We start from the raw sequence: 22,296 nt of genomic DNA on the forward strand, positions 1-22,296 counted from the left end.
GGAGCCGAAGCATGTTGTCCCGTCTCCTCTCCAACGACCTGCCGCGCAGCCGCTGGCTGGTCGCCTTGCTGATCGTGCTCTTCCTGGGCCTGGCCTTCGCGCCCTTCCTGTTCCCGGGCGTGAAGGCGCTCAACGTGGCCGCCAAGGTGCTCATCTTCGTGGCGCTGGTGGCGAGCTTCGACCTGCTGCTGGGCTACACCGGCATCGTGAGCTTCGCGCACACCATGTTCTTCGGCATCGGGGCCTACGGCGTGGCCATCGCGCTCAACGCGGCGGAGTCACCGTCCTGGGGCGCAATTGCACTGGGTGTGCTCTGCGCGCTGCTGGTCTCGCTGGTGCTCTCGCTGCTCATCGGCCTGTTCTCGCTGCGGGTGCGCGCGATCTTCTTCGCCATGATCACGCTCGCGGTGGCCTCGGCCTTTCTCACGCTGGCCTCGCAGCTGTCGGATTTCACCGGTGGTGAAGACGGCCTGACCTTCCGCGTGCCCGAGCTGCTCTCGCCCGGCTTCACGCTGACCGAAGAACCGCTGCAGACGCCGCTGGGCGAGGTGGACCTCAACGGCCGGCTGATCACCTACTACCTGATCTTCCTGGCCGTCACCGCGATCTTCCTCACCATCCTGCGCATCGTGAACTCGCCCTTCGGCCGCGTGCTGCAGGCCATCCGCGAGAACGACTTCCGTGCCGAGGCCCTGGGCTACCGCACCGTCGTCTACCGCACGCTGTCCAACGTGCTCTCCGCCTCCTTCGCCACGCTCGCGGGCTGCCTGCTCGCGCTCTGGCTGCGCTACAACGGACCGGACACCTCGCTCTCGTTCGAGATCATGCTGGACATCCTGCTCATCGTCGTCATCGGCGGCATGGGCACGCTCTACGGCGCCTTCATCGGCAGCGTGCTTTTCGTGGTGGCGCAAAGTTACCTGCAGGACCTGCTGCGCATGGCCGGCAGCGCCACCGAAGGCCTGCCGCTGTTGCCCGCGCTGCTCACGCCCGACCGCTGGCTGCTCTGGCTGGGTGTGCTCTTCGTCCTGTCGGTGTATTACTTCCCCACGGGTATCGTGGGCAAGCTGCGAGAGCGGGCCTCGCTCGCGCGCCTGAAAGGAGGCCGGCCATGAACACCGCCACCACCCTCGCGCCCGCGGCCACCGCCGTGACCCCGCGCTCGCGCTACCTCATCTGCGCAGGCCGCGAAATCCACTTCATGGACTGGGAGCCCGAGACGCCCAACGGTCAGACGGTGGTCGCCTGGCACGGCCTGGCCCGCACCGGGCGCGACATGGACCCGCTGGCCGCGCACCTCAGCGCGCAGGGCTGGCGCGTGATCTGCCCCGACACGATCGGGCGCGGCCTCTCGGAATGGAGCCCCGAGCCCGAAGCCGAGTACTGCCTGGACTTCTATTCGCGCATCGCCACCGCGTTGGTGGACCAGCTCGTCATCAAACGCTTCCATTGGGTGGGCACCTCCATGGGCGGCGCCATCGGCATGGTGTGCGCCGCCGGCCCGCTGCACGGGCGCATCGAGCGGTTGGTGCTCAACGACATCGGCCCCAAGCTGGCCGACGCGGCGGTGCAGCGCATCCGCAGCTACGCGGGCAACCCGGCCGCGTTCCACACCATGAGCGAGCTGGAACAGTACTTCCGCACCGTCTACAAGCCCTACGGCTACCTGAGCGACGCGCAGTGGCGCCTGCTCACCGAAAGCTCGGCGCGCCGACTGGCCAATGGCCGCGTCACGCCACACTACGACCCGGCCATGGTGATGCAGTTCAGCCACCACCCCGCGGACTACGACCTCTGGCCCACCTACGACCGCATCGACGTGCCCGTGCTGTGCCTGCGCGGCGCGGAGTCGGACCTGCTGCTGGCCGACACGGCCGAGGCCATGCGCGACCGCGGGCCGCGCGCGCTGGTGGTGACGATTGCCGGCTGCGGACACGCGCCCGCGCTCAACGTGCCCGAGCAGTTCGAGCTGGTGCAGCGGTTTCTGGCGGGGCACTGAGCCGGGCACTCACGGAACGATCCCATGCGCCTTCATCACGGCTTCCTCGTCGCCCGTGATCCAGCCAAACACCGTGGCCGTGTCGCCTTCCCGGCGGACGAGGTACGCGTTGGTGAAGTCGATGGTCTTCTTCTCGTTGCCGATGGCATAGGTCGCCGTCCAGTCCACGCGCGCCAGCGCGTGAAGATCGTCGATGCCGGAGATGTCCAGGCGCTGGAGCTTCATGCCGCTCATGCCGATCTGCCGGTAGCGCTCGAAGCCGTCGGCCATCACCCGCTTCAACTGGTCGTCGTTCTGCCCCGTGACCACGCCCGACGGGGTCGCCGCGATGAATGCCTTGGCGTAGAGATTCGCGACCGCCACGAGGTCTGAATCACCGCGGAGGGATCGGTTGAACTCGCGCTCATAGCGCTGGAACAATTCATTCACCAACGATTCCATGGATGGAGATCCGGTCTGGTGGGTCATGGGCTCCTCGCTGCAGGGAGAAAAAGGGCATCGCACCCGATCGATGGGGTTCAACTACCATGGCGACTGTCGTTTGGCCGTGAACCTTGGAGTGGCGTGATGCGTCTTGAGTTCGGCATTTTCCTTCTGCACCCATGAGCCGCCTTCGCGAAGCCGGGCGCCGCATTCGGCACGCCGCGCTGAACACACCAGGGTTGCGCGTGATCCTGCTGGCCATCCGCAATTACGTCCTGCACCAGAGCGCCAACCAGGCCGGCAGCCTCGCGTTCTCGTCGGTGCTGGCAATGTTTCCGCTCCTGATCCTGTTGTCCGCTTCGGCCGGCTACCTTGGCAAGCCTGGCGACGCGGCGGCGCTGGTGGGCCGCGTGGTGGGGTACACGCCGCAAGTGGTGCGCGACGTGATGCAGCCGGTCATCGAGCAGGTGCTGGCCCAGCGCAACCAGGCCTTGCTGGCCGTGGGCGTGCTGGTGACGCTGTGGACCGCCTCGTCGGGCATGCAGGCGATCCGCTCGGCGCTGAACCGCGCCTATGGCATCGAGCGCGGGCTGCCGTTCTGGAAGGCGCGCATCAAGGTCACGCTGTTCACGGTGGTGGTGGGCTCGGGCGTGCTGCTGGCTTTCAGTTCGGTGGTGGTGATGCCGTATGTGTGGCTATTGTTGGCCGAGAACGTGGGCGTGGGGCGGGAGACCTTGTGGGCGCGCAACAGCGTGCGCTATGGCTCGGCGTTCCTGGTGCTGGTGATGTTGTATGCCTTGATGTACGGCTGGCTGCCGGACATTCGCCAGCGGCTCTACACCGTGATCCCAGGTGCCGTGGTGGGGGCGGCCCTCTGGGTGGGGGCGGCCGCGAGCCTGTCGTACACCTTGCGCACCGCGGGCAAGCTGGCCTTGCTCTACGGCAGCTTCGCGGGCGTGGTGGCGACGCTGGTGTTCCTGTACATCAGCGCCACCACGCTGATCTTCGGTGCCGAGATCAATGGGGTGCTGCGCGGCTCGGTGGAGCCAGACGGCAAGACCTCCCCGCCTTAGCGGATGCGCCGGCCCAACGGCGTGTAGCGCAGCAGCTTGCTCAAGCCATCGCGGCCGCTGGCGGCTCGGCCCACGAGGGCGGTGGCCGCCAGCATACCTGCCGTGCGCACGACCACCGAAGGGCTCGTGCGCGTGAGCGCCCATGCCGCAATGCCCGCGCCCAGCACCAGCCAGTGCTCGCCGGGAAAACTGTCGCGGGCGCCGTCTTGCGCTTTGGCTCGCTCGACGAGCGAGCCTTGGGTTTTTCTTCTGGTCACCACGGTGCATCTCCTACAGTGATCGAGGCTCCACCTTATCGCGCCAGGACACGAGGCGATGTAGGACGACTTCGCGTCCTCATGGCCGCGCGGGCCGCTCCCGGCGGCGCTATTGCCGCAGGATCTTCTCCATCGTCCTGCCCTTGGCCAGCTCGTCGATCAGCTTGTCCAGATAGCGGATGCGCTGCATCAGTGGGTCTTCCACCGCCTCGACGCGCACGCCACAGACGACGCCGGTGATCAGTGAGGTCTTCGGGTTCATCGCCGGGGCCTGGGCGAAGAAGGTTTCAAAGTCGTGCCCCTGCGCGATCTGCCGCTCCAGGCCCGCCTGGTCGTAGCCCGTCAGCCAGCGGATGACGTCGTCCACTTCCGCTTTCGTCCGGTGCTTGCGCTCCGCTTTCTGCACATACAGCGGGTAGACCTTGGCAAACGCCGTCTTGAAGATGGGGTGGGCGGGCATGGTCTTCCCTCGTGTGAACCAGCAGGATCAGTCTTTCGCGCCCAGCGCCAGGGCCCGTTCGCGACTGGCCTGCAGCTCCATCGGGTTGTCCGCTGTCTTGGTGGGCCAGCCTTGCAGGTGCCGCTCGGCCAGATCGGCCAGTGCGCGAATCCACTCGGGCGAGTCGTTCACGCAGGGGATGTACTGGAACTGCTGGCCGCCCGCGTGCAGAAAGGCTTCGCGCGCCTCCATGTTGATTTCTTCCAGCGTCTCCAGGCAATCGCTGGTGAAGCCGGGGCAGACCACGTCCACGTTCTTCAAACCCTTCTTCGCCATTGCCACCAGCGTGGGCTCGGTGTAGGGCTCCAGCCATTTGGCCTTGCCGAAGCGCGACTGGAAGGTGAGGGTGTAGCGCTCGGGCGCCAGGCCCAGTTGCTCGGCCAGCAGGCGCGCGGTCTTGCGGCATTCGCAGTGGTAGGGGTCGCCCAGGTGCAGGGTGCGCTCGGGCACGCCGTGGAAGCTCATCACCAGGTGGTCGCCCTGGCCGTGCGCCGTCCAGTGCGCGCGGATGGTCCGGGCCAGCGCCTTGATGTAGCCCGGGTCGTCGTGGTAGCGGTTGACGAAGCGCAGCTCGGGCAGGCTGCGCACGGGCTGGCTCCAGGCCGTCACCGCGTCGATCACGCTGGCGGTGGTGGTGCCGCTGTACTGCGGATAGGCCGGCAGCACCAGCACGCGGGCCACGCCCTGGGCCTTGAGCTCGTCGAGCACGGACGCGATGGACGGGTTGCCGTAGCGCATGGCATAGCGCACCGTCACCTGGTGGCCGCGCTCGCCCAGGTAGCCGCGCAGCAGCGTGGCCTGTTTTTCGGTCCACACCTTCAGCGGCGAGCCCTCGGGCAGCCAGACGCTGGCGTATTTGGCGGCGGACTTCTTCGGTCGCGTGCGCAGGATGATGCCGTGCAGGATGGGCCACCAGACCAGCGGGGGGAATCTCCACCACGCGGGGGTCGCCGAGGAACTCGGCGAGGTAGCGGCGCAGGGCGGGGGCGCTGGCTTCGTCGGGCGTGCCGAGGTTGCAATAGACGATGGCCGTGCGCGCAGGTTGGCCATGGGGGATCGTCGGTTCGGGCGGAAGGGCATGCGCTATTCTCCCGCAGACATGAATACCCCCCTCCCCACTGCGCTGGACGTCAGCCGCATCCGCGCCATCACCATCGATCTGGACGACACGCTGTGGCCGATCTGGCCCATCATCGAGCGCGCCGAGGCCGTGCTGGCCGCCTGGCTGCTGGAGCACGCGCCGGCCACCGCCGCGCAGTGGGGCGACCCCAAAGCCCTGCGCGCGGTGCGCAACGAAATGCACGCCCTGCGGCCCGACCTGGCGCACGACATGAGTGCCTTGCGCCGCGAGGCGATCCGCCTGGTGCTGACGCGCGCGGGCGACGACCCGGCGCTGGCCGAGCCGGCCTTCGACATCTTCTTTGCCGAGCGCCAGCGCGTGGAGCTGTTCGAGGACGCCTTGCCGGCGCTGGAGTTTCTGGCGAAGCGCTACCCGGTGGTGGCCCTGTCCAATGGCAATGCCAACGTGCACACGGTGGGCCTGGGCCAGCATTTCCATGCGGCGTTCAGCGCGCACGAGTTCGGCGTGGGCAAGCCCGATGCGCGGATCTTCCACGCGGCCGCCGGCAGCGCGGGCGTGGGCGCCGCCGAGGTGCTGCACATCGGTGACGACGCGCAGCTCGACGTGGTGGGGGCGCTGGGCGCGGGCATGCAGGTGGCCTGGCTCAACCGCGCCGGCCACGCCTGGGAGCACGCGCCGCTGCAACCCCATGTCACCGTGGCCGACCTGATGGCCCTGTGCCGCCAGCTGGGCTGAGCATGGGCCTCACGATCTACGGCATTCCCGCTTCCCGCGCTGTCCGCCCGCTCTGGGCCGCCACCGAACTGGGCCTGGATTTCAAGCACGTCGAGCTGGCCTACCAGGACCGCGGCACGCGCACGCCCGAGTTCCTCGCGATCAACCCCAACGGCCGCGTGCCGGCGGTGGTGGATGCCCGGCCCGAAGGCGATGTGGTGGTGTGGGAGAGCATGGCCTGCGCGCTGTACATCGCGCGCCACCACGGCCCGGCCGACGGCGCAAGCATCACGCCGGCCACACCGCACGAAGACGCCGAAGCCCTGCGCTGGAGCTTCTGGGCCATGACCGAAACCGAGGCCGATGCGCTCACGGTGCTGATGCACCGGCTGGTGATGCCCATGGAGCGGCGCAAGCCCGAGCTGGCCGACGCGGCCGAGCGCCGCCTGGCGGTGCCGCTGCGCGTGATCGAGCGGCACCTGCAGCGCCAGAAAGAGGCGGACCAGGCCCACCTCGCCGCCGCGCGCTTCACCGTGGCCGACCTGTGCGTGCGCCAGCGTCTTGAACTGGGCGCGCCCGTCCAGGGCGCTGATGGACGCCCACCCGCTCACGCACGAATGGATCCGGCGCTGCATGGCGCGCCCGGCCTACCTCGCGGTGCGCGAGAACGGCTGAGCGCCGGGGCTCAGAAGCCCCAGAGCAGCTGTTTGGCGATCCAGCCGCCCACGCCTTCTTCGCGTTCCACGCGCACCCAGTCGGCCCGCTTCTCGCGCGTGCGCAGCAACTCGCCGTATTCCGCCTTGCCCACGATGCGGTGCTGTGCGCCCGGGCCGCTGCGGATGTTGGCGACCTTCGCCTTCACGACATGGTGCGGCGTGTTGCCGGTGAGCGAGCGCGCGACCCAGCCCGTGTCGCCCTCGAAGTCGCGCACCTTGACCCAGCTGCCCTTGCGCTCGGTGATCTGCAGCGGGTAGCCCCGCTTGAGTTCCCACAGCACGGCGGCCTTGGTGCTCGGGCCTTCGCGCATGTTGAGCGTGCTGCCCTGCACACTGACCATGCTTTGCGCCTGCGCCACGCTCGTGCTGAGCGCGAGCAGGCACAGGCCGGCGGCGGCGATGAGGTGTCGGGCGGGGTGGGGGGCGTTCATCCGCGAGGTCTCCTTCGGGTCGGGGTTGAAAAAAATGTCACACGGTGTGAACCCCGTGCGCCCCAGAGGTTCCGCAGATGCGTGGATCAGTGGGCTTCGGTGGCGAGCCGGGCCGCCGCGAGGCCGCTGCGCACCGCGCCTTCGAGCGTGGCGGGGTAGGGCCCTTCCACGTAGTCGCCCGCGGCCCAGAGCCCGGGGGCGATGGCCTGCACCGGCCGCACCAGGCCGGGCGTGCAGGCAAAGGTGGCGCGCTTTTCCACCACGGTCTGCACGGCCTGCAGCGCGGGCAGGCCGAGCTGGCGCCGGCCTTGTTCGAGCACCTGGGTCTGCAGGTCGTCGCGGTCCTCGCCGCTGGTGCTCACCACGAAGGCCAGCAGGCCTTGCGCGGCCGGGTCCGCGGGGCTGAGCTGGCCCCGGTCGAACACGAACTGCGCGGGGGCGGTCTGGGCGTCGGGCTCGGCGCGCAGGGCCAGCATGGGCGAGGCCAGGCGCGCGCCGGATGCCCAGGCATACACGGTCGTGATGGCCGTGAAGGGCAGCGCGCGGGCCGAGCGCGCCCAGGCCTTGAGGATGGGCTCGGTGCTTTCGTCGCAGGCGTCGGCGGCCTGGCGGATGGCCTTTTCGGCGGGGCTCGCGGCGGTGGCCCAGATCACGCGGTCAAAGGCCTCTTCGCCACCTTCGTGGCCCAGCATCCATTGCGTGGCCAGCGGGCGCAGGGTGCTCACGCGGGTGCCGATGCGCATCTGGGTCGAGCCGCCATGGCGCAGCAGCCACTCGGCCGCCGCATCGGGGAACAGGCGCGAGAGGTCGGTGCGCGGCAGCAGCAGGCTGGACGCGCTGAAGCCCGCGAAGCCCTTGCCGAACAGGGCATCGCGCAGCACGCGCAGGAACACGGCCGCGCTCGCGTCCACCGTGGGCGTGTTGAGCGCGGACACGCACAGCGGTTCGATGAGCTCCTGCACCACGCGCGCGGGCAGGCGGGCGCAGAGCTCGGCCACGGTGAGCTGGGGATCGCATTGGAAGCCCTGGCGCTGCCAGCGCAGCGAGGCGTTGACGAGCGCGAGCCGCTCGCGCCAGCGCCAGCTGCGCGTGGTGGCGATGGCGGCGAGCGCGTCCAGCGGCGCGGGCCAGTGCGCGGCCCAGGCCGGCGTCTGCAGGCCCGAGCCGTCGGTGTGCGGCAGGGCGAGGGGCAGGGCCAGCAGCGCCTGGGACAGGTCCAGCCCCACGCGCTGCATCAGCGCCAGCGTGTCGCTGTAGGCGCCGATGAGGATGTGTTGTCCGTTGTCGATCGTGAGCGGCGTGCCGTCGGGCAACTGCGCGGGCAGGGCGCGCGCGCGGCCCCCGAGCGTGCGCGCCGATTCGAACACCGTCACATCGATGCCGCGCGAGGCGGCTTCCACCGCGGCGGCCATGCCGGCCCAGCCGGCACCGACGACGGCGAGCCTCATAGGACGCGAAGACCCGCGCGGCGGCGCAGCGTGGGGCTCATAGCCTGCCCAGGGCCTGGACTTTCCAGGCCAGCCAGAACTTGCGCAAAGGCGTCAGGCTCACGCGCTGGGTCAGCACCAGCAGCGGGTCGGCCGCGATTTCCTTGAGCAGGGTGCGGTAGATGCTGGCCATCATCAGGCCCGGTTTCTGGGCACGGCGGTCGGCCGCGGGCAACAGGGCCAGGGCATCGTCGTAGGTCTGCAGGGCGCGCGTGCACTGGAACTGCATCAGCGCGTGGAAGCGGCGCTGGAAGTCGGTCACATCGGTGCCGGGCGCGGCGCCGCGCTGCAGCAGCTCGTGGGCCCGCACGTTGAAGCTCTGCAGCTCGTTCACAGGCAGGTAGATGCGCCCGCGAGTGGCGTCCTCGCCCACGTCGCGGATGATGTTGGTGAGCTGGAAGGCCAGGCCCAGGCGGTGGGCGTATTCGGTGGTGGCGATCTGCGTCTGGCCGAAGATGCGCGCCGCCACTTCCCCCACCACGCCGGCCACCAGGTGGCAGTAGCGCTGCAGGTTGGCGAAGTCGAGGTAGCGGTTCTGCTCCAGGTCCATCTGGCAGCCGTCGATCACGGCCAGCAGGTGGCGGATCTCGATCTCGTAGGTCTTGGCCAGCGGCATCAGCGCCTGCATCACCGGGTGGCTGGGCTCGCCGGCATAGGCTTGCGCCACCTCGCGGCGCCACCAGGCCAGCTTGGTCTGGGCCACGGCGGGGTCGCTGACCTCGTCCACCACGTCGTCCACCTCGCGGCAGAAGGCGTAGAAGGCGGTGATGGCCGCGCGGCGCTCGGCCGGCAGGAACAGGAAGGCGTAGTAGAAGCTGCTGCCTGAGGCAGCGGCTTTTTGCTGGACGTAGTCTTGAGGGCTCATGCGTGGTGCGATCCGGGGCCCAAGTGTACGCACCCGGGCCCACCGCCTGCGGGTAGGATGGGCCGGCGATCCAGCGCGTCCCCCACGAGGTGCCCCATGAACGATTCGAACCGTCGCGTCTTTCTGTTGCGAGCGGCCGCCACCGGCGCGGCCGGCTGGGCCGCCTCGGCGGTGGCCCAGCCGGCCATGGTGGGCGACAAGGACCCCACCGCCCTGGCCCTGGGCTACACGCCCGACACCCAGAAGGTGGATCCGCGCAAGTTCCCCAGGCACACCCCGGCGCAGACCTGCCGCAACTGCCAGCTCTACACCGGCAAGCCCGGTGACGCGGTGGGGGGTTGCACCATCTTCACCGGCAAGATGGTGGTGGCGAACGGCTGGTGCAGCGCCCACGTGCCCAAGGGTTGACGCGGGCGCCGCCCGGGCTCACTTGCGGGCCTTCGCGACTTCCTCGGCCACCAGTGCGAGGAGCTGCTCGCGCCCGAAGCTGGGCAGGCCCCGGCCATTGACGAAGAAGGTGGGCGTCTTGGTCACTTCCAGCGCGGTGAGGTCTTCGATGTCCTGCCGCAGCGCGGCCGCGAGTTCGGGCCGCTGGGCGTCCTCGATGGCCTGGTTGATGTCCAGCCCGGCCTGTTCCGCGGCCTGGAAGGCCACGCGCAAGTTGGGCTGGGCGTGGTCGGCCCACTGCGGTTGCGCGGCCAGCACGGCGTCGAGCACGGGCGCGTACTTGTTCTGCCGCTTGGCCGCTTCCAGCAGCAGGACGATCTGGTCCGAGCCCTGGTGGAAGGGCGCATAGCGGATCACCACACGCACTTCGTTGGGGTACTGCGCCAGCAGGCCCTTGACCACGGGGTGGAAGGCGCGGCAGGTCTCGCAGGCCGGGTCGAAGAACTCGACGATGGTCACCGGCGCGCCCTGCGGGCCGAACACCGGCGAATGCATGCGCACGAGGCGCGCCTGTTGCTGGGTGACCTTGTCCATCTGCGAGTTCTGCACACGCTGCTGGTACAGGTAGGCGCCCAGGCCGAACGCGGCGAGCACGACGGCGACGAGCGCGATCACGGTGATTTTCTTGGAGGTCATCGGGAGGTCTTTCGAAGGAACAGGGTGAGCAGAAGGCTGATGGCCGCGAAGGCGGCCAGGGAGAGCCAGGGAATCTGGATGCCGTTGAGGATCTCGAGCCGCTGGTCCGCGCACGAGACACCGGCGCTGCACGGCAGCCAGGCCTTGGGGATGAGGCCGGCCACCAGCAGCGTGTGGTAACCCGCCATGGCGGTGCCGCCCAGCGCCAGCGGCAGCGCGTAGACCGCGCCGCGCCGGTCTTCGCTGAAGCAGGCCATGCCCAGGATGAGGGCCAGGGGAAACATGAAGATGCGCTGGTACCAGCAGAGCTGGCAGGGCACCATCAACATGACCTCGCCGATGAACAGCGCGCCGGCCGTCGCGGCGAGCGCCACCAGCCAGGCCAGGAGCAGAAGCGTCCAGGGGTTCTTCATGGTCGGGCGTCCGGTGTGGCGACGGGCGCGGCAGGCCGCCGCAGCGAGAGCAGGGCCCAGGCGACGACGGCGGTCACGACGAACACGTCGGCCAGGTTGAAGGCCGGCCAATGCAGGCCGCGCCAGTGGAGGTCGAGAAAGTCCACCACCGCGCTGGTCTGCACGCGGTCGATGAGGTTGCCCGCGCCGCCGGCCACGATCACCGCGCCGAGCCAGCGCTCCATCGGCTCGACGTGGCGCGTCATGCTCACGAAGCTGATGGCCACGACCACGATCAGGCCGACGGCGATGAGGAACGGGCGCTGCCAGCCGTCGGCATCGGCCAGCAGCGAAAACGCCGCGCCGGTGTTGAGCACATGGACCAGGTTCAGCCAGGGGGTGAGTTCGATGCCCGTGCCCAGCGGGATCGTGGCGGCGAAGTGGGCCTTGGTGGCCTGGTCCGCGCCCACCAGCGCGACGACGAGAACCAGCCAGGCCCAACGGGGGGATCGGCGGAGCCAATGGAGTGACATGGGGTGCACCTCTTCGAAGAGCGCAGGAATAGAGAAGAGCGGGCGACCCGGAAGGCCGCTCGCCGCTGCGTGAGGAGGGGGAGACGCGGGCGCGGCGCCGCGAACGGCGCTGCCACAGGCGGATGAGGCCGCTGCCCGGGGTCAGCCCCGGGCGCTCCACTGAGGCCGGTCGGGCAGGTCGGCCGGCCTCGACGCCGGCACCATGGCGGCCCCCGTCAGCGGGAAGGCCGGTGCGCTCGCGAAGGGGCGGCGCGGTTCGTGGAACAGGGCCATGGGACAGCCGTTGTGGCAGGTGCCGCAATCGGCGTGGTGCGCCGTGCTGGCATCCAGCCCCGGCGTGCGGGTGGCGCAATGGGGATGGGGGCAGTGCGCCCCCGCCACGGGCTCGCGTTCATGCGGGGCGGGCGTGCCCATCGCAGCCCAGGAGAACTGCAACGGCAAGAGCACCAACAGGAGGACGGCGAGCCACGAACGCATCAGGGGATTGTAGGAGTGGCCTGGGCGATGGCATCGGCGATGTCCGCGTGCACGGCCATGGGCCGGAAGGCGCTGACCTGCGACCGGCCCGGGTTGCCGATCGGCAGGCGCCCTGTGAGGTGGCCCAGGGGCACGAGCAGCAGCCGCAGCACCTGCCCGGCCCCCTCACTCGCATCCCGGGTGCGCCAGGCCTGGCCGAGCATCAGCCAATGGGTCTCCAGGTGGGGCCGGAAACGGGTCTGGCCGACCACATGGGCCGCCTCCAGCAGCAGCCAGCGCTCGCGGGTCGCGGTGGCGGGCAGTGCGTGCAAGCGCGACAGCAGGCGGGCGTAGATCACCGGGTCGAAGCCCGGCACGGCGGTGGGCTCAGTGCGCATGGTCGTGGTGCCCGTGGGCTTCGCTTTCACCGGCGAGCTCGCCGCGCGCCTGGCGCAGCACCTGCCAGCCGCCGTGCAGGGCCAGCGCGGCCATCAGGCTGGCCACCATCAGGTCGGGCCAGGCGCTGCCGGTGCCGAACACGCCGAGCGCGGCCAGCATCACGGCCACGTTGCCGATGGCATCGTTGCGCGAGCACAGCCACACGCTGCGCATGTTGGCGTCGCCCTCGCGGAAGGCGTAGAGCATCCAGGCCACGGCCACGTTGGACACCAGCGCCAGCACCCCGATCACGCCCATGGTGGTGGCATCGGGCACCTGGCCGTTCCAGGCCGCCCACGCCGCGCTGCCCAGGATGTACAGGCCGAAGCCGATCATGCTCACCGCCTTGAGCACGGCCGCGCGGGCCCGCCAGGCCAGCGCGGAGGCGAGCACCGCGAGCGAGATGGCGTAGTTCAGCGCGTCGCCCGCGAAGTCGATCGCGTCGGCCAGCAGCGCGAGCGAGCCGGCGCGCCAGCCGGCGACGATCTCGACCAGGAACATGGCCGCGTTGACCAGCAGTGCGATCCAGAGAATGCGGCGGTAGCGGCCCAGGTTGGCGACCTCGGTGGGTTTGGGGGTGTCGTGGGTATGGCAATGGGCTGACATGGTTTTTCCTTTCGATGCCTGTATTGAAAACCCTAAAGCGGCTACAGTGTCAACAAGGAGAAAAACCATGCAGATCAAGGAACTGGCCCGTGCCACGGGCGTGGACGTGGAAACCATCCGCTTCTACGAGAAGGAAGGCCTGCTGCCCGAGCCCGCGCGGCTGGACAACGGCTACCGCAACTACGACCAGCCACACCTTGAGCGGCTGTCGTTCATCCGCCATTGCCGCGCGCTGGACATGCCCCTGGCCGACGTGAAACGCCTGCTCGGCTTCGTGGACGACCCCGAAGGCCATTGCCTCAATGTGGACCAACTGGTGGACGAACAGCTCAGCCGCGTGCGCGCCCGCCTCAAGAGCATGCGGGCGCTGGAGAAACAATTGCTGCAACTTCGTTCGCGATGCGACGGCGAGCACGAGGGCGGGGCGCCCTGCGGCATCCTGACCGAGCTGGTCTCGGCCGCGCACGGGGAAGCCTGCGCCTGCCATCCCGGCCATTGATGCCTTTTGACGCCGTTTTTTACCGGTTCACTCCCATGGACGCCCTGCGCATCACCTTCCTCTTCGCCGTCACCGCGCTCGCCGAGATCGTGGGTTGTTACCTCACCTGGCTGGTGTTCAAACAGGAAAAAGTCGCCTGGCTTCTGCTGCCGGCGGCGCTGGCGCTGGGCCTGTTCGCCTGGCTGCTCACCCTGCATCCCGCCGCCGCCGGCCGCACCTACGCGGCCTATGGCGGCATGTACATCGCCGTGGCCCTGGTCTGGCTGCGGCTGGTGGACGGCGTCTCCCTCACCCGCTGGGACGTGGCGGGAGCGGTAATTGCCCTGACCGGGATGGCGGTGATCGCACTGCAGCCTCAGGGCGCCTGATCCCTCTCGTTCTCCTACGGCGAAAAGGGCACTTCGTCTGACACGGTGTTCGTGCGATCCCCGGCCTAATTTGGGCTCGGCTCACCCCCCGGGTGGGCCCGCGAATCGAACGACCTGTTGAAAGGGAACTGCCATGACCACCAATCCGTCTCCGCTGCCCAGCAACCACTTGCTGGCGATGCTGTCGAGCGCCGAATGGGAGCTTCTGGAGCCCGACCTCGAATGGGAAGAGCTGCGGGCCGGCGCCTTGCTGCACCAGGCCGGCGCCGAAGTGCGGCACGTGTACTTTCCCGTCAGCGCCACCGTGTCGCTGGTGTCCTCGCTGGAAGACGGCGCATCGTCCGAAGTGGCGGTGGTCGGCAACGAGGGCATGGTGGGTGTGTGCGCCTTCATGGGCGACACCAGCGCCCTGTGCGACGCCGTCGTGCAACGCCCCGGCCACGCTGGCCGCATGGGTGTGCAGGCGCTGCTGCACCACACTCGCCGCTCGCCCGAACTGCTGCAGCACCTGCTGGCCTACACCCAGGCGCTGTTCACGCACATGGCGCAGTCGTCGGCCTGCAACCGCCACCACGCGCTCGACCAGCAACTCTGCCGCTGGCTGCTCCAGCACCTGGACCGGCAGGACAACAGCGACATGCAGGCCACGCAGGAGCGCATCGCCAGCCTGCTCGGCGTGCGGCGCGAAGGCGTCACCAGCGGCGCGCTGAAGCTGCAGAAAGCCGGTTTGATCGAGTACCACCGGGGTCATATCTCCATCCTGGACCGCGACGGGCTCGAAGCGCGCAGCTGCGAATGCTACGGTGTGGTGCGCCGCGCGTACGACAAGCTCTCCTGCGGCCACGGCACACCTTCGCTTCCCACGCGGATCGTCAAACGGACCCTGCAGAGCGCCTGACCCGCGCCTCCTGCGGCAACGGTGCGGGCGCCGTGGTCAGGCCGAACACTTCGCTCAGGCTCTTGTGCTCGGGCAACACGTACACCACGGCCGACATGGTCGAGAACACCGGCTTCAGCTGCGCTTCGTAGAACGCGGCCGGCACATTAATGCACCCATAGGAAATCCGGTTGTCGTCGATGGTCGCTGACGCGAGCCGCTCGGCGCGCCGTTCCTTGGGCTGCAGCGTGGGCCGCACGCGGTGCATCGACACGGCGGCGTCGTAGTCGACCCACACCACGTCTTCGCCCGTGAGGTTGTGGCCCAGATGCCCGACAAAGCGGCCGGCTGGTGTCGTGCGCTCATGCGGTTTCACTTGTTCCACCGGCCTGTTGCCGATGCCTGGCACGGTGTCGTCGCCAGGCGCAAATCCGAGCAGCACCGGGGTGCTGTCTCGCAGGCTCGCGTTGGCATTGAAAACATGCAACCGGGCGGCTGGCTTGTCCACCAGCACGAAAGGCATGCCCGCGTTGTCGCCCGTGCGGGCGATCCACTGCACGAGTTCGTGCGCGTTGGCGGTGGCCTCGACGCCGCCGAAGTCCGGCTCCGGCGCAGACAGGGGCGCGAGCGGCACCGCGATGGCGGCACCAGCCTGTGGGCCGTCGGGGCCCTGCACCAGCTTGGCCGGCGGCATGAGCAAGGTGAGCACCGCCGCGCCGATCAGCACGCCGTTGCGGATGTCCTGCGCGAGGGAAGAGGGGATGCGCATGACGGTCGTGTTCTGGAAATGGGCGGCACCCGGAGCCTCATCGGGCTCATGGGGGCCTGTTTCATCAAGGGTCAGTTGCGATCAGCCTGGGCATCCGTGGTCATCGGCACGGTGCTGCGTTGCGTGGTGTCCTGGCTGGGCGTCGCAGGCATCGTGGTCGACGGTGCGGGCGCGGTGGGCGTGGCAGGCTGTGCCTGGGTGGTCGAGTCCTGCGTCATGGGCGCTGGCGTGCTCGGGGTGGTGGTCTGCGCGTACACGAGGCCAGCGCCAACGACGGTCAGCGCGGCCACGGAGGTGGTGAGGAGTTTGGAAGTCTTCATGATGGGGTCCTTTGGAAAGCTGCACGGGGCAGGGGGGAGACAACAGCCGGAAAAAGCGGCTGAGTCCAGACTAAGCCTCACGTGGGCGAAGTTCTGTACGTCAACGCACAGACCCCTGGGCGCATGCCCGCGATCCTGAAGACTCCATATCGAGGAGCACGCCATGGCACAAACCGCACACATTGTTGGCAAGGTCGAGTACCGCGAAGGCGATGGCCCCAACATCGTCATTCGCCCCGGTCCCGTGAAGGTGGAAACGGGTTTGAACGACGCCACTCTCAGCTGGGTGGACGAGGAAGTGCGCGGCTCGGCGGCCATGCCGCTGACCGACTTCAAGCGCTACGTGACGGAGGGCAAGATCAAGCTCGCCGCATGATGAAAAACGCCGCCTGCACCGGGCTGTGATACCCGATGTAAGCGGCGTAAATCTTGTGCTTCAGGCTGCCTGCGGCTGCAGGAACACCCGGGCCTTCTTCGGCGAGACCACCAGCGTGTCGCCTTCCTTGAAACCCAGTTCGCGGAAACGCTCCGACGACATGCGCGCCTCGATCAGCGGGTCGTACCCACCCGGGGCCTGTGCGTCCACCGGCAGCAGTTCGAGCCGGGCGATCGGGCCCACCACCACCGCACGCTCCAGCTTGGCCACGATGCCAGGCAGACCGGCCGCGTAACGCTGCACGTCCAGGTCGTGCGGGCGCACATAGGCAAAGGCCTTGGCGTCTTGGGCACCGGCGTGTTCGGGCGAATCGATGGACACGCCTTGCAGGTGCAACTGGCCTTCGTTGGCGCGGCCATGGAACAGGTTCACGTCGCCCAGGAAACCGTACACGAACGGGCTCGCCGGGTGTTCCCACACCTCCTGCGGCGCGCCGATCTGTTCCACCTGGCCCTGGTTCATCAGCACCACGCGGTCCGCCACTTCCAGGGCTTCTTCCTGGTCGTGGGTGACGAACACGCTGGTCACGTGCAGCTCGTCGTGCAGGCGGCGCAGCCAGCGGCGCAGTTCCTTGCGAACCTTGGCATCGAGCGCGCCGAAAGGCTCGTCGAGCAGCAGCACCTTGGGCTCCACCGCGAGCGCGCGCGCCAGGGCGATGCGCTGGCGCTGGCCGCCCGAGAGCTGCGAAGGGTAGCGGTCCGCCAGCCAATCCAGCTGCACCAGCTTGAGCAGATCGAGCACCTTGGTCTTGATCTGCGCGTCGCTCGGGCGCTGGCCGCGCGGCTTCACGCGCAGGCCGAAGGCCACGTTCTCGAACACCGTCATGTGGCGGAACAGCGCGTAGTGCTGGAACACGAAGCCCACGTTGCGCTCGCGCACGTGCACGTCGGTGGTGTCCTCGCCGCTGAACAGGATGCTGCCCGTGTCCGGCGTCTCCAGCCCCGCGATGATGCGCAGCAGCGTGGTCTTGCCGCAGCCCGAAGGGCCGAGCAGGGCCAGCAGCTCGCCCGAGTGGATGTCCAGGTTGACGTTCTTCAGCGCCTGGAAGGTGCCGAAGTTCTTGTTGATGTCGCGGATCTCAATGCTCATGGTGTCTGTCCCAGCAGGGTTGGGTGGGCGGGCGTGGGCCGTTCGGGGGGCAGCTCGGCCAGCGCCTTCAATTCGCGCTCCATCTGCCATTCGGCGACCGACTTGATCACCAGCGTGACCAAGGCCAGCAAAGCCAGCAGCGACGCCACGGCGAAGGCGGCGACGGACTGGTACTCGTTGTAGAGAATCTCCACGTGCAGCGGCATGGTGTTGGTCTGCCCCCGGATGTGGCCCGACACCACCGACACCGCGCCGAACTCGCCCATGGCGCGCGCGTTGCAGAGAATCACGCCGTAGATCAGGCCCCACTTGATGTTGGGCAGGGTCACGTGCCAGAAGGTCTGCCAGCCCGAGGCGCCGAGCACGATCGCGGCCTGCTCCTCGTCATTGCCCTGCGCCTGCATCAGCGGAATGAGTTCGCGCGCGATGAAGGGGAAGGTGACGAAAATCGTGGCCAGGATGATGCCGGGCACGGCGAACACGATCTTGATGTCGTGCTCGGCCAGCCAGGGGCCCAGCCAGCCCTGCGCGCCGAACACCAGCACGTAGATCAGGCCCGCCACCACCGGCGACACCGAGAACGGCAGGTCGATCAGCGTCGTGAGGAAGGACTTGCCCCGGAACTCGTACTTCGCCACGGCCCAGGCCGCCGCCACGCCGAACACCAGGTTCAGCGGCACGGCGATCGCGGCCGTGAGCAGCGTGAGGCGGATGGCCGACCACGCGTCCGGGTCCTTCAGCGCTTCCCAATACGCGTCGAAGCCCTTGCGCAGCGCCTCGGTGAACACCGCGGCCAGCGGCAACACCAGGAACAGCGCCATGAACAGCAGCGCGATGCCGATCAGCGTGCGGCGCACCCAGGCCGCTTCGGTCGTGCCCTTGCGCGCGGTGCGCGGGGAGGTGGCGGTGCTCATTGCAGGTTCCCCCCGGAGCGCTTGCGTTGCCAAGTCTGCAGGCCGTTGATGAGCAACAGCAGCACGAACGAGAACAGCAGCATCACCAGCGCCACGGCGGTGGCACCCGCGTAGTCGTACTGCTCCAGCTTGCTGATGATGATCAGCGGCGTGATCTCCGACACCATGGGCATGTTGCCCGCGATGAAGATCACCGAACCGTACTCACCCACCGCGCGGGCGAACGCCATCGCGAAACCGGTGAGCAGGGCAGGCGCGATGCTCGGGAAGATCACGCGGCTGAAGGTCTGCCAGCGCGTGGCGCCCAGGCAGGTGGCGGCCTCTTCGAGTTCCTTTTCGGAGTCTTCGAGCACCGGCTGCACCGTGCGCACCACGAAGGGCAGGCCGATGAAGATCAGCGCGATCACCACGCCATTCGGGTTGAAGGCCAGTTGGAGACCCAGCGGCTCCGTGTACTGGCCGATCCAGCCGTTGCCCGCCAGGATCGCGGTGAGCGAGATGCCCGCCACGGCGGTGGGCAGCGCAAACGGCAAGTCCACCAAGGCGTCCACGATCTTCTTGCCGGGGAAGCTGTAGCGCACCAGCACCCAGGCCACCAACAGGCCGAACACGGCATTCACCGTGGCGGCGATCAGCGAAGCGCCGAAGGTCAGCTTGTACGACGCCAGCACGCGGGGCGCGGTAACGGCTTCCCAGAACTGCGGCCAGGTCAGCGAAAACGTCTTGAAGAACAGGGCCGACAACGGGATCAGCACGATCAGGCTCAGGTAGAAAACCGTGAAACCCAGCGTGATGTTGAAGCCCGGCAGCACGCGGCGGCGCGTGCGGCGACGGGTTTCAGTTGGAGCGGCTGCGGTTGGCAGCGTGGCGGTGGTCATGTCGTGGGTCCAGGTCGCTGCAACGCGAGAAGTGGCTTGTTCAAGAGGTGCCGCGGAACCGGCTTTGCCGGGCCGCAGGCACCGCCCCCTCGAGGGGGACGCGCGCAGCGTGGCGGGGGGTGTTTCCTTGTTACTTGCCGACCGTGTACAGCTTGTCGAACTGACCGCCGTCGTTGAAGTGCACCTTCTGCGCCTCAGCCAGCGAACCGAAATAGTCGCTCACGTTGAACAGCTTGATCGGCTTGAAAGCCGAGGCGTACTTCTTCAGCACCGCTTCGTTGCGCGGGCGGATGTTGTGCTTGGCCGCGATCTCCTGGCCTTCCGGGCTGTAGAGGAAATCGAGGTAGGCCTTGGCCTCGGCGGCCGAGCCCTTCTTGTTCACCGTGCGCTCCACAATCGCCACCGGGTTCTCCGCCACGATGGACGCGCTGGGGTGGATCGCATCGACCTTGCCGGCGCCGAACTCGGCGTCCACCGACACGACCTCGGATTCGAAGGTGATCAGCACGTCACCAATATTGCGTTGCAGGAACACGCCCGTGGCGTCACGGCCACCACGCGCCAGCACCGGCACGTTCTTGTAAAGCTTGCCCACGAACTCGGCGGCGTCGGCATCGCTGCCGCCCTTGCTGCGCACATAGCCCCAGGCGGCCAGGTAAGCCAGGCGGCCATTGCCACCGGTCTTGGGGTTGACCACCACCACCTGCACGCCAGGCTTGATCAGATCGTCCCAGTCCTTGATGCCCTTGGGGTTGCCGTTGCGCACCAGGAACAGCATGGTCGAGGTCGTGGGGGCGGCGCCATTCGGGAATTTCTGGCGCCAGTCCTTGGCCACCACACCCTTTTCCGCCAGGAAGTCCACGTCCGTCGTCGTGTTGAAGGTCACCACATCGGCTTCCAGGCCATCCGCCACGGCACGCGCTTGAGCGCTCGAGCCGGCGTGCGACTGGTCCACCTTGATGTCCTTGCCGGTCGATTTCTTGTAGCTCGCGGCGAACGCCACGTTGATGTCCTTGTAGAACTCACGGGCCACGTCGTAAGAGACGTTCAGCAGCGTGGTCTGTGCGCCCGCCAGGGCAGAAGTGGACAGGGCGACGGCGGCAAGCGCCGCGCGCAAGGTGTTTTTCATGGGAAAGCTCCAAGCAAGAAACAGGATGTGTCAGATTCTGGGTGCCCACCCTGAGAATCCAAACGACTTTGTTCTTGTTTCTTTATTCCAGATGGGAATAAAGAAGGCTCGGGCCTTTCTCGCGTTTAGACACCCGTGCGGGCTCGCAGCAGACGGTCTGTGTCGGTGAACAGCTGGCGCAGCTTGAGCAGCCAGTCTCCATCTGCTGCGCCACTGCCCCGTCTCCACCATCAGGGCGTACCTCGCCCGCAATTCATCGTGAAACGCCCTGGCCCCCAAATGCCCGGCCAGACCCATCAAAGCATGCATCAGCGTCTTCGCCCGCCCCATGTCGTTGGCCGCGACATAGCCGGCCAACTGGCCAAACTTGGTGCGCATGTCCTCCAGCGCATGGGCGAGATCCGCCTTGATCAGGCCCAACCGGCGCAAGCTGTCCAGCCTGGCGACATCGATGAGCGCGTGCACCGCCGCTGACGCCTGTGGGGTCGGCAAGGCATCCACCCTCACATCCTTGATGGCGATACCCAGTTGCCGGCTCAGCGACTCAAGGAGTTTTATCGACTGCACCGGCTTGATGAGAAAGTCGTTGATGCCCGCCTCGCGTGCCTCCGACATCATGGCCTCATCGGAACGGGCGCTCAGCGCGATCACGGGCATGGTGCCCCGAGGGCGGGGGCGTGCACGCAGGGTGTGCGCGATCTCGATCCCGCTCAGGTCGGGCATGTGAATGTCCGTGATCACCGCGTCGACATGCATCGAGGCATCGTTCAAAAAGCTCAGGGCGATCTGTCCGTTGGGGGCCTCGAGCACCTGAAACCCCTGCGTCATCAACACCGTGCGCACGTACTTGCGGCTGAAGTCCTCGTCGTCGACCAGCAGGATGGTCTTGCCTGAGTGCTTCGCGCAAGCCTCCATGGTTTTCGCCTGGCTTTTCGACGAGGCGTGGGCGCGACACAGCACCTCGATCAACTCCAGTGGCGAACAACCCTTCGAAAGGAATTCCTTCACCCCGATCCGGTCCAGCCTGACCCTGGCCGCATGTGGAGACTCCGATGAATGGGCCACGATGGTCAGGTTCTCCAACCCGGGGATGGCACCACGGCGCACCCTTTCGGCCGTGGCGTAGCCGTCCAGCTCGGGCATGCACAGGTCCAGCAGCATCGCGTCGTGTCGTTCGGCGGCCAGGGGCGCACCCTCAGGGTCAGCAGTGGCGAAGCTCCGTCCAGCGCCCGTCTTGAACACGACGTGCCAGAACAGGCTGCACCCAGCACTCAAGGCCTGTATCGGAACCAAGCCATCACCAGCCTTGAGACCGACGATCGATGACTACATCCTGAGCCAGCCAACGGCATCTTTTGGCACTTGGCTTTGGTCAGGTTTGCGACTGACTTGAAGTGTCAGTTGACCACTTCCACCTGCCGCACCCCCACCGGCACCTCCGCCCCCAGCGACTGCAGCAACGCCAACCCCAGCGGCCATGCCCCATGGCCCGAATCCACGTTGATGTGTCCCGCGTCGTTGAGCCGCACGAATTCGCTGCCCCAGGCCCGGGCATACGCGCCGGCCGTGCGCACCGGGCAATACGGGTCGTTGTTGCTGGCCACGAGGATGCTGCGGTACGGCAGGCGCTGGTAGGGCACGGGCGCGAAGTCGGCGAGCACGCCTCGGCGCTCCGGGTCGGCCGGGGCCACGAGCAGCGCGCCCTGGATGCGCTGCGTGATCTCGGGCGGCAGGTGGGTGGTGGTGATGCAGCCCAGGCTGTGCGCGACCACGACCACCGGGCCGGGCGCGCGTTCGATGGTTTCGCTCAGCCGCGCCACCCACGACTGGCGCACCGGCGCCACCCAGTCGTCCTGCTCCACCCGCAGCACCGAGGGCAGGCTGTCGGACCACAGCGTCTGCCAGTGGCCCGGGCCGGAGTTGCGCCAGCCGGGAATGATGATGACGGTGGGTGAGGACGACAT

The 22,296-nt window shown here is 68.0% G+C and carries 29 protein-coding genes and 2 pseudogenes; 10 read left to right on the plus strand and 21 right to left on the minus strand.

The features are described 5' to 3' along the window. The first annotated feature begins 11 nt into the window (after positions 1 to 11). Both ACFJI0_RS07985 and ACFJI0_RS07990 read left to right on the plus strand, forming a co-directional pair. A complete protein-coding gene (locus tag ACFJI0_RS07985; protein WP_291112288.1) occupies positions 12 to 1,115 on the plus strand; it encodes a branched-chain amino acid ABC transporter permease in 1,104 nt (367 codons plus the stop codon). Continuing rightward, on the plus strand, positions 1,112 to 1,999 hold the full coding sequence (locus tag ACFJI0_RS07990) for an alpha/beta fold hydrolase (protein WP_382324135.1): 888 nt from the start codon (positions 1,112 to 1,114) through the stop codon (positions 1,997 to 1,999). Before ACFJI0_RS07985 ends, ACFJI0_RS07990 begins: the two co-directional genes overlap by 4 nt. A gap of 9 nt (positions 2,000 to 2,008) precedes the next feature. On the opposite strand, the gene ACFJI0_RS07995 is transcribed toward ACFJI0_RS07990, so the two are convergent. Continuing rightward, a complete protein-coding gene (locus ACFJI0_RS07995) occupies positions 2,009 to 2,467 on the minus strand; it encodes a nuclear transport factor 2 family protein (RefSeq protein ID WP_382324137.1) in 459 nt (152 codons plus the stop codon). 134 nt (positions 2,468 to 2,601) lie between these two features. On the opposite strand from ACFJI0_RS07995, the gene ACFJI0_RS08000 reads away from it, so the two are divergent. After that, positions 2,602 to 3,495, plus strand: a complete 894-nt coding sequence (locus ACFJI0_RS08000; protein WP_382324139.1) for a YihY/virulence factor BrkB family protein — start codon at positions 2,602 to 2,604, stop codon at positions 3,493 to 3,495. On the opposite strand, the gene ACFJI0_RS08005 is transcribed toward ACFJI0_RS08000, so the two are convergent. From ACFJI0_RS08005 to hemH, 3 genes and pseudogenes are all read right to left on the minus strand, one after another. After that, the gene (locus ACFJI0_RS08005; RefSeq protein WP_382324141.1) at positions 3,492 to 3,755 is read right to left on the minus strand and encodes a hypothetical protein; all 264 of its coding nucleotides are present in this window, start codon (positions 3,753 to 3,755) and stop codon (positions 3,492 to 3,494) included. The genes ACFJI0_RS08000 and ACFJI0_RS08005 overlap by 4 nt on opposite strands. Positions 3,756 to 3,861: 106 nt before the next feature. Beyond that, on the minus strand, positions 3,862 to 4,212 hold the full coding sequence (locus ACFJI0_RS08010; RefSeq protein WP_382324143.1) for a DUF2200 domain-containing protein: 351 nt from the start codon (positions 4,210 to 4,212) through the stop codon (positions 3,862 to 3,864). 27 nt (positions 4,213 to 4,239) lie between these two features. Further along, positions 4,240 to 5,338: pseudogene (gene hemH, locus ACFJI0_RS08015) on the minus strand (ferrochelatase). A 12-nt stretch (positions 5,339 to 5,350) separates the two neighbouring features. On the opposite strand from hemH, the gene ACFJI0_RS08020 reads away from it, so the two are divergent. Both ACFJI0_RS08020 and ACFJI0_RS08025 read left to right on the plus strand, forming a co-directional pair. After that, the gene (locus tag ACFJI0_RS08020; protein ID WP_382324145.1) at positions 5,351 to 6,067 is read left to right on the plus strand and encodes an HAD family hydrolase; all 717 of its coding nucleotides are present in this window, start codon (positions 5,351 to 5,353) and stop codon (positions 6,065 to 6,067) included. A 2-nt stretch (positions 6,068 to 6,069) separates the two neighbouring features. Continuing rightward, positions 6,070 to 6,255 (plus strand): annotated as a pseudogene (locus ACFJI0_RS08025) (glutathione S-transferase N-terminal domain-containing protein); the annotation flags it as partial. A gap of 476 nt (positions 6,256 to 6,731) precedes the next feature. Here the strand turns inward: ACFJI0_RS08025 and ACFJI0_RS08030 are convergent. From ACFJI0_RS08030 to hpnD, 3 genes are all read right to left on the minus strand, one after another. Further along, a complete protein-coding gene (locus ACFJI0_RS08030) occupies positions 6,732 to 7,193 on the minus strand; it encodes an SH3 domain-containing protein (protein ID WP_382324147.1) in 462 nt (153 codons plus the stop codon). 86 nt (positions 7,194 to 7,279) lie between these two features. Continuing rightward, positions 7,280 to 8,641, minus strand: coding sequence for a hydroxysqualene dehydroxylase HpnE (gene hpnE, locus ACFJI0_RS08035; RefSeq protein WP_382324149.1), 1,362 nt, complete (start codon positions 8,639 to 8,641; stop codon positions 7,280 to 7,282). 37 nt (positions 8,642 to 8,678) lie between these two features. Further along, entirely contained in the window at positions 8,679 to 9,545 is an 867-nt protein-coding gene (gene hpnD / locus ACFJI0_RS08040) for a presqualene diphosphate synthase HpnD (protein ID WP_382324151.1), read from the minus strand. A gap of 96 nt (positions 9,546 to 9,641) precedes the next feature. Here hpnD and ACFJI0_RS08045 point away from each other — a divergent pair, with 96 nt between their 5' ends. Then, positions 9,642 to 9,953 (plus strand): high-potential iron-sulfur protein, encoded by a 312-nt coding sequence (locus ACFJI0_RS08045; protein ID WP_382324152.1) that lies wholly within the window; start codon positions 9,642 to 9,644, stop codon positions 9,951 to 9,953. Between the two features lie 18 nt (positions 9,954 to 9,971). Here the strand turns inward: ACFJI0_RS08045 and ACFJI0_RS08050 are convergent, their stop codons facing one another. From ACFJI0_RS08050 to ACFJI0_RS08075, 6 genes are all read right to left on the minus strand, one after another. Next, a complete protein-coding gene (locus ACFJI0_RS08050; protein ID WP_382158783.1) occupies positions 9,972 to 10,628 on the minus strand; it encodes a DsbA family protein in 657 nt (218 codons plus the stop codon). Then, on the minus strand, positions 10,625 to 11,041 hold the full coding sequence (locus tag ACFJI0_RS08055; protein ID WP_382324153.1) for a disulfide bond formation protein B: 417 nt from the start codon (positions 11,039 to 11,041) through the stop codon (positions 10,625 to 10,627). Before ACFJI0_RS08055 ends, ACFJI0_RS08050 begins: the two co-directional genes overlap by 4 nt. Further along, positions 11,038 to 11,553, minus strand: coding sequence for a signal peptidase II (lspA, locus tag ACFJI0_RS08060; protein WP_382324154.1), 516 nt, complete (start codon positions 11,551 to 11,553; stop codon positions 11,038 to 11,040). The genes ACFJI0_RS08055 and lspA overlap by 4 nt, the downstream gene beginning before the upstream one ends. 141 nt (positions 11,554 to 11,694) lie before the next feature. Continuing rightward, the gene (locus tag ACFJI0_RS08065; RefSeq protein WP_382324155.1) at positions 11,695 to 12,030 is read right to left on the minus strand and encodes a hypothetical protein; all 336 of its coding nucleotides are present in this window, start codon (positions 12,028 to 12,030) and stop codon (positions 11,695 to 11,697) included. After that, positions 12,030 to 12,407 carry a DUF3703 domain-containing protein gene (locus tag ACFJI0_RS08070; RefSeq protein ID WP_382324156.1) on the minus strand — a complete coding sequence of 126 codons (378 nt, stop codon included), beginning with the start codon at positions 12,405 to 12,407 and terminating at the stop codon, positions 12,030 to 12,032. Before ACFJI0_RS08070 ends, ACFJI0_RS08065 begins: the two co-directional genes overlap by 1 nt. Beyond that, the gene (locus tag ACFJI0_RS08075; protein WP_382324158.1) at positions 12,397 to 13,053 is read right to left on the minus strand and encodes a cation transporter; all 657 of its coding nucleotides are present in this window, start codon (positions 13,051 to 13,053) and stop codon (positions 12,397 to 12,399) included. Before ACFJI0_RS08075 ends, ACFJI0_RS08070 begins: the two co-directional genes overlap by 11 nt. Before the next feature lie 67 nt (positions 13,054 to 13,120). On the opposite strand from ACFJI0_RS08075, the gene cadR reads away from it, so the two are divergent. The 3 genes from cadR to ACFJI0_RS08090 all read left to right on the plus strand — a co-directional run bounded on the left by cadR (position 13,121) and on the right by ACFJI0_RS08090 (position 14,818). Next, the gene (cadR, locus tag ACFJI0_RS08080) at positions 13,121 to 13,552 is read left to right on the plus strand and encodes a Cd(II)/Pb(II)-responsive transcriptional regulator (protein WP_382324160.1); all 432 of its coding nucleotides are present in this window, start codon (positions 13,121 to 13,123) and stop codon (positions 13,550 to 13,552) included. A gap of 35 nt (positions 13,553 to 13,587) precedes the next feature. Then, entirely contained in the window at positions 13,588 to 13,920 is a 333-nt protein-coding gene (locus tag ACFJI0_RS08085; RefSeq protein WP_382158770.1) for a YnfA family protein, read from the plus strand. Positions 13,921 to 14,053: 133 nt separating this feature from the next. Next, complete coding sequence (locus tag ACFJI0_RS08090; RefSeq protein WP_382158768.1) at positions 14,054 to 14,818, plus strand: Crp/Fnr family transcriptional regulator; 765 nt, start codon at positions 14,054 to 14,056, stop codon at positions 14,816 to 14,818. On the opposite strand, the gene ACFJI0_RS08095 is transcribed toward ACFJI0_RS08090, so the two are convergent. After that, positions 14,793 to 15,566, minus strand: a complete 774-nt coding sequence (locus tag ACFJI0_RS08095; protein WP_382324162.1) for a hypothetical protein — start codon at positions 15,564 to 15,566, stop codon at positions 14,793 to 14,795. The two genes, ACFJI0_RS08090 and ACFJI0_RS08095, sit on opposite strands and share 26 nt — an antisense overlap. A 71-nt stretch (positions 15,567 to 15,637) precedes the next feature. Then, positions 15,638 to 15,886, minus strand: coding sequence for a hypothetical protein (locus tag ACFJI0_RS08100; protein ID WP_382324164.1), 249 nt, complete (start codon positions 15,884 to 15,886; stop codon positions 15,638 to 15,640). Positions 15,887 to 16,049: 163 nt separating this feature from the next. Here ACFJI0_RS08100 and ACFJI0_RS08105 point away from each other — a divergent pair, with 163 nt between their 5' ends. Further along, positions 16,050 to 16,262, plus strand: a complete 213-nt coding sequence (locus ACFJI0_RS08105; protein ID WP_382158764.1) for a hypothetical protein — start codon at positions 16,050 to 16,052, stop codon at positions 16,260 to 16,262. Between the two features lie 60 nt (positions 16,263 to 16,322). Here ACFJI0_RS08105 and ACFJI0_RS08110 read toward each other — a convergent pair whose 3' ends face one another. The 6 genes from ACFJI0_RS08110 to ACFJI0_RS08135 all read right to left on the minus strand — a co-directional run bounded on the left by ACFJI0_RS08110 (position 16,323) and on the right by ACFJI0_RS08135 (position 22,296). Continuing rightward, positions 16,323 to 17,411: a sulfate/molybdate ABC transporter ATP-binding protein gene (locus ACFJI0_RS08110; RefSeq protein WP_382158762.1), complete on the minus strand. Its 1,089-nt coding sequence runs from the start codon at positions 17,409 to 17,411 to the stop codon at positions 16,323 to 16,325. After that, on the minus strand, positions 17,408 to 18,325 hold the full coding sequence (gene cysW / locus ACFJI0_RS08115) for a sulfate ABC transporter permease subunit CysW (RefSeq protein ID WP_382158760.1): 918 nt from the start codon (positions 18,323 to 18,325) through the stop codon (positions 17,408 to 17,410). The genes ACFJI0_RS08110 and cysW overlap by 4 nt, the downstream gene beginning before the upstream one ends. Beyond that, positions 18,322 to 19,203: a sulfate ABC transporter permease subunit CysT gene (cysT, locus tag ACFJI0_RS08120; protein ID WP_382158758.1), complete on the minus strand. Its 882-nt coding sequence runs from the start codon at positions 19,201 to 19,203 to the stop codon at positions 18,322 to 18,324. The genes cysW and cysT overlap by 4 nt, the downstream gene beginning before the upstream one ends. A 130-nt stretch (positions 19,204 to 19,333) precedes the next feature. After that, entirely contained in the window at positions 19,334 to 20,332 is a 999-nt protein-coding gene (locus ACFJI0_RS08125) for a sulfate ABC transporter substrate-binding protein (RefSeq protein ID WP_382324166.1), read from the minus strand. Between the two features lie 30 nt (positions 20,333 to 20,362). Next, the gene (locus ACFJI0_RS08130) at positions 20,363 to 21,574 is read right to left on the minus strand and encodes a response regulator (protein WP_382324168.1); all 1,212 of its coding nucleotides are present in this window, start codon (positions 21,572 to 21,574) and stop codon (positions 20,363 to 20,365) included. Positions 21,575 to 21,729: 155 nt separating this feature from the next. Next, on the minus strand, positions 21,730 to 22,296 hold the full coding sequence (locus ACFJI0_RS08135; protein ID WP_382324170.1) for an RBBP9/YdeN family alpha/beta hydrolase: 567 nt from the start codon (positions 22,294 to 22,296) through the stop codon (positions 21,730 to 21,732).

This window comes from Hydrogenophaga sp. UC242_53 (assembly GCF_042696965.1).
Lineage (GTDB): Bacteria > Pseudomonadota > Gammaproteobacteria > Burkholderiales > Burkholderiaceae_C > Hydrogenophaga.

Excerpts from the sequence above, each read along its gene's own strand:
- ACFJI0_RS07985 (WP_291112288.1), top strand. The coding sequence starts at position 12 with ATGTTGTCCCGTCTCCTCTCCAACGACCTGCCGCGCAGCCGCTGGCTG.
- ACFJI0_RS07990 (WP_382324135.1), top strand. The coding sequence starts at position 1,112 with ATGAACACCGCCACCACCCTCGCGCCCGCGGCCACCGCCGTGACCCCG.
- ACFJI0_RS07995 (WP_382324137.1), bottom strand. The coding sequence starts at position 2,467 with ATGACCCACCAGACCGGATCTCCATCCATGGAATCGTTGGTGAATGAA.
- ACFJI0_RS08000 (WP_382324139.1), top strand. The coding sequence starts at position 2,602 with ATGAGCCGCCTTCGCGAAGCCGGGCGCCGCATTCGGCACGCCGCGCTG.
- ACFJI0_RS08010 (WP_382324143.1), bottom strand. The coding sequence starts at position 4,212 with ATGCCCGCCCACCCCATCTTCAAGACGGCGTTTGCCAAGGTCTACCCG.
- ACFJI0_RS08020 (WP_382324145.1), top strand. The coding sequence starts at position 5,351 with ATGAATACCCCCCTCCCCACTGCGCTGGACGTCAGCCGCATCCGCGCC.
- ACFJI0_RS08030 (WP_382324147.1), bottom strand. The coding sequence starts at position 7,193 with ATGAACGCCCCCCACCCCGCCCGACACCTCATCGCCGCCGCCGGCCTG.
- hpnE (WP_382324149.1), bottom strand. The coding sequence starts at position 8,641 with ATGAGGCTCGCCGTCGTCGGTGCCGGCTGGGCCGGCATGGCCGCCGCG.
- hpnD (WP_382324151.1), bottom strand. The coding sequence starts at position 9,545 with ATGAGCCCTCAAGACTACGTCCAGCAAAAAGCCGCTGCCTCAGGCAGC.
- ACFJI0_RS08045 (WP_382324152.1), top strand. The coding sequence starts at position 9,642 with ATGAACGATTCGAACCGTCGCGTCTTTCTGTTGCGAGCGGCCGCCACC.
- ACFJI0_RS08050 (WP_382158783.1), bottom strand. The coding sequence starts at position 10,628 with ATGACCTCCAAGAAAATCACCGTGATCGCGCTCGTCGCCGTCGTGCTC.
- ACFJI0_RS08055 (WP_382324153.1), bottom strand. The coding sequence starts at position 11,041 with ATGAAGAACCCCTGGACGCTTCTGCTCCTGGCCTGGCTGGTGGCGCTC.
- lspA (WP_382324154.1), bottom strand. The coding sequence starts at position 11,553 with ATGTCACTCCATTGGCTCCGCCGATCCCCCCGTTGGGCCTGGCTGGTT.
- ACFJI0_RS08065 (WP_382324155.1), bottom strand. The coding sequence starts at position 12,030 with ATGCGTTCGTGGCTCGCCGTCCTCCTGTTGGTGCTCTTGCCGTTGCAG.
- ACFJI0_RS08070 (WP_382324156.1), bottom strand. The coding sequence starts at position 12,407 with ATGCGCACTGAGCCCACCGCCGTGCCGGGCTTCGACCCGGTGATCTAC.
- ACFJI0_RS08075 (WP_382324158.1), bottom strand. The coding sequence starts at position 13,053 with ATGTCAGCCCATTGCCATACCCACGACACCCCCAAACCCACCGAGGTC.
- cadR (WP_382324160.1), top strand. The coding sequence starts at position 13,121 with ATGCAGATCAAGGAACTGGCCCGTGCCACGGGCGTGGACGTGGAAACC.
- ACFJI0_RS08085 (WP_382158770.1), top strand. The coding sequence starts at position 13,588 with ATGGACGCCCTGCGCATCACCTTCCTCTTCGCCGTCACCGCGCTCGCC.
- ACFJI0_RS08090 (WP_382158768.1), top strand. The coding sequence starts at position 14,054 with ATGACCACCAATCCGTCTCCGCTGCCCAGCAACCACTTGCTGGCGATG.
- ACFJI0_RS08095 (WP_382324162.1), bottom strand. The coding sequence starts at position 15,566 with ATGCGCATCCCCTCTTCCCTCGCGCAGGACATCCGCAACGGCGTGCTG.
- ACFJI0_RS08100 (WP_382324164.1), bottom strand. The coding sequence starts at position 15,886 with ATGAAGACTTCCAAACTCCTCACCACCTCCGTGGCCGCGCTGACCGTC.
- ACFJI0_RS08105 (WP_382158764.1), top strand. The coding sequence starts at position 16,050 with ATGGCACAAACCGCACACATTGTTGGCAAGGTCGAGTACCGCGAAGGC.
- ACFJI0_RS08110 (WP_382158762.1), bottom strand. The coding sequence starts at position 17,411 with ATGAGCATTGAGATCCGCGACATCAACAAGAACTTCGGCACCTTCCAG.
- cysW (WP_382158760.1), bottom strand. The coding sequence starts at position 18,325 with ATGAGCACCGCCACCTCCCCGCGCACCGCGCGCAAGGGCACGACCGAA.
- cysT (WP_382158758.1), bottom strand. The coding sequence starts at position 19,203 with ATGACCACCGCCACGCTGCCAACCGCAGCCGCTCCAACTGAAACCCGT.
- ACFJI0_RS08125 (WP_382324166.1), bottom strand. The coding sequence starts at position 20,332 with ATGAAAAACACCTTGCGCGCGGCGCTTGCCGCCGTCGCCCTGTCCACT.
- ACFJI0_RS08135 (WP_382324170.1), bottom strand. The coding sequence starts at position 22,296 with ATGTCGTCCTCACCCACCGTCATCATCATTCCCGGCTGGCGCAACTCC.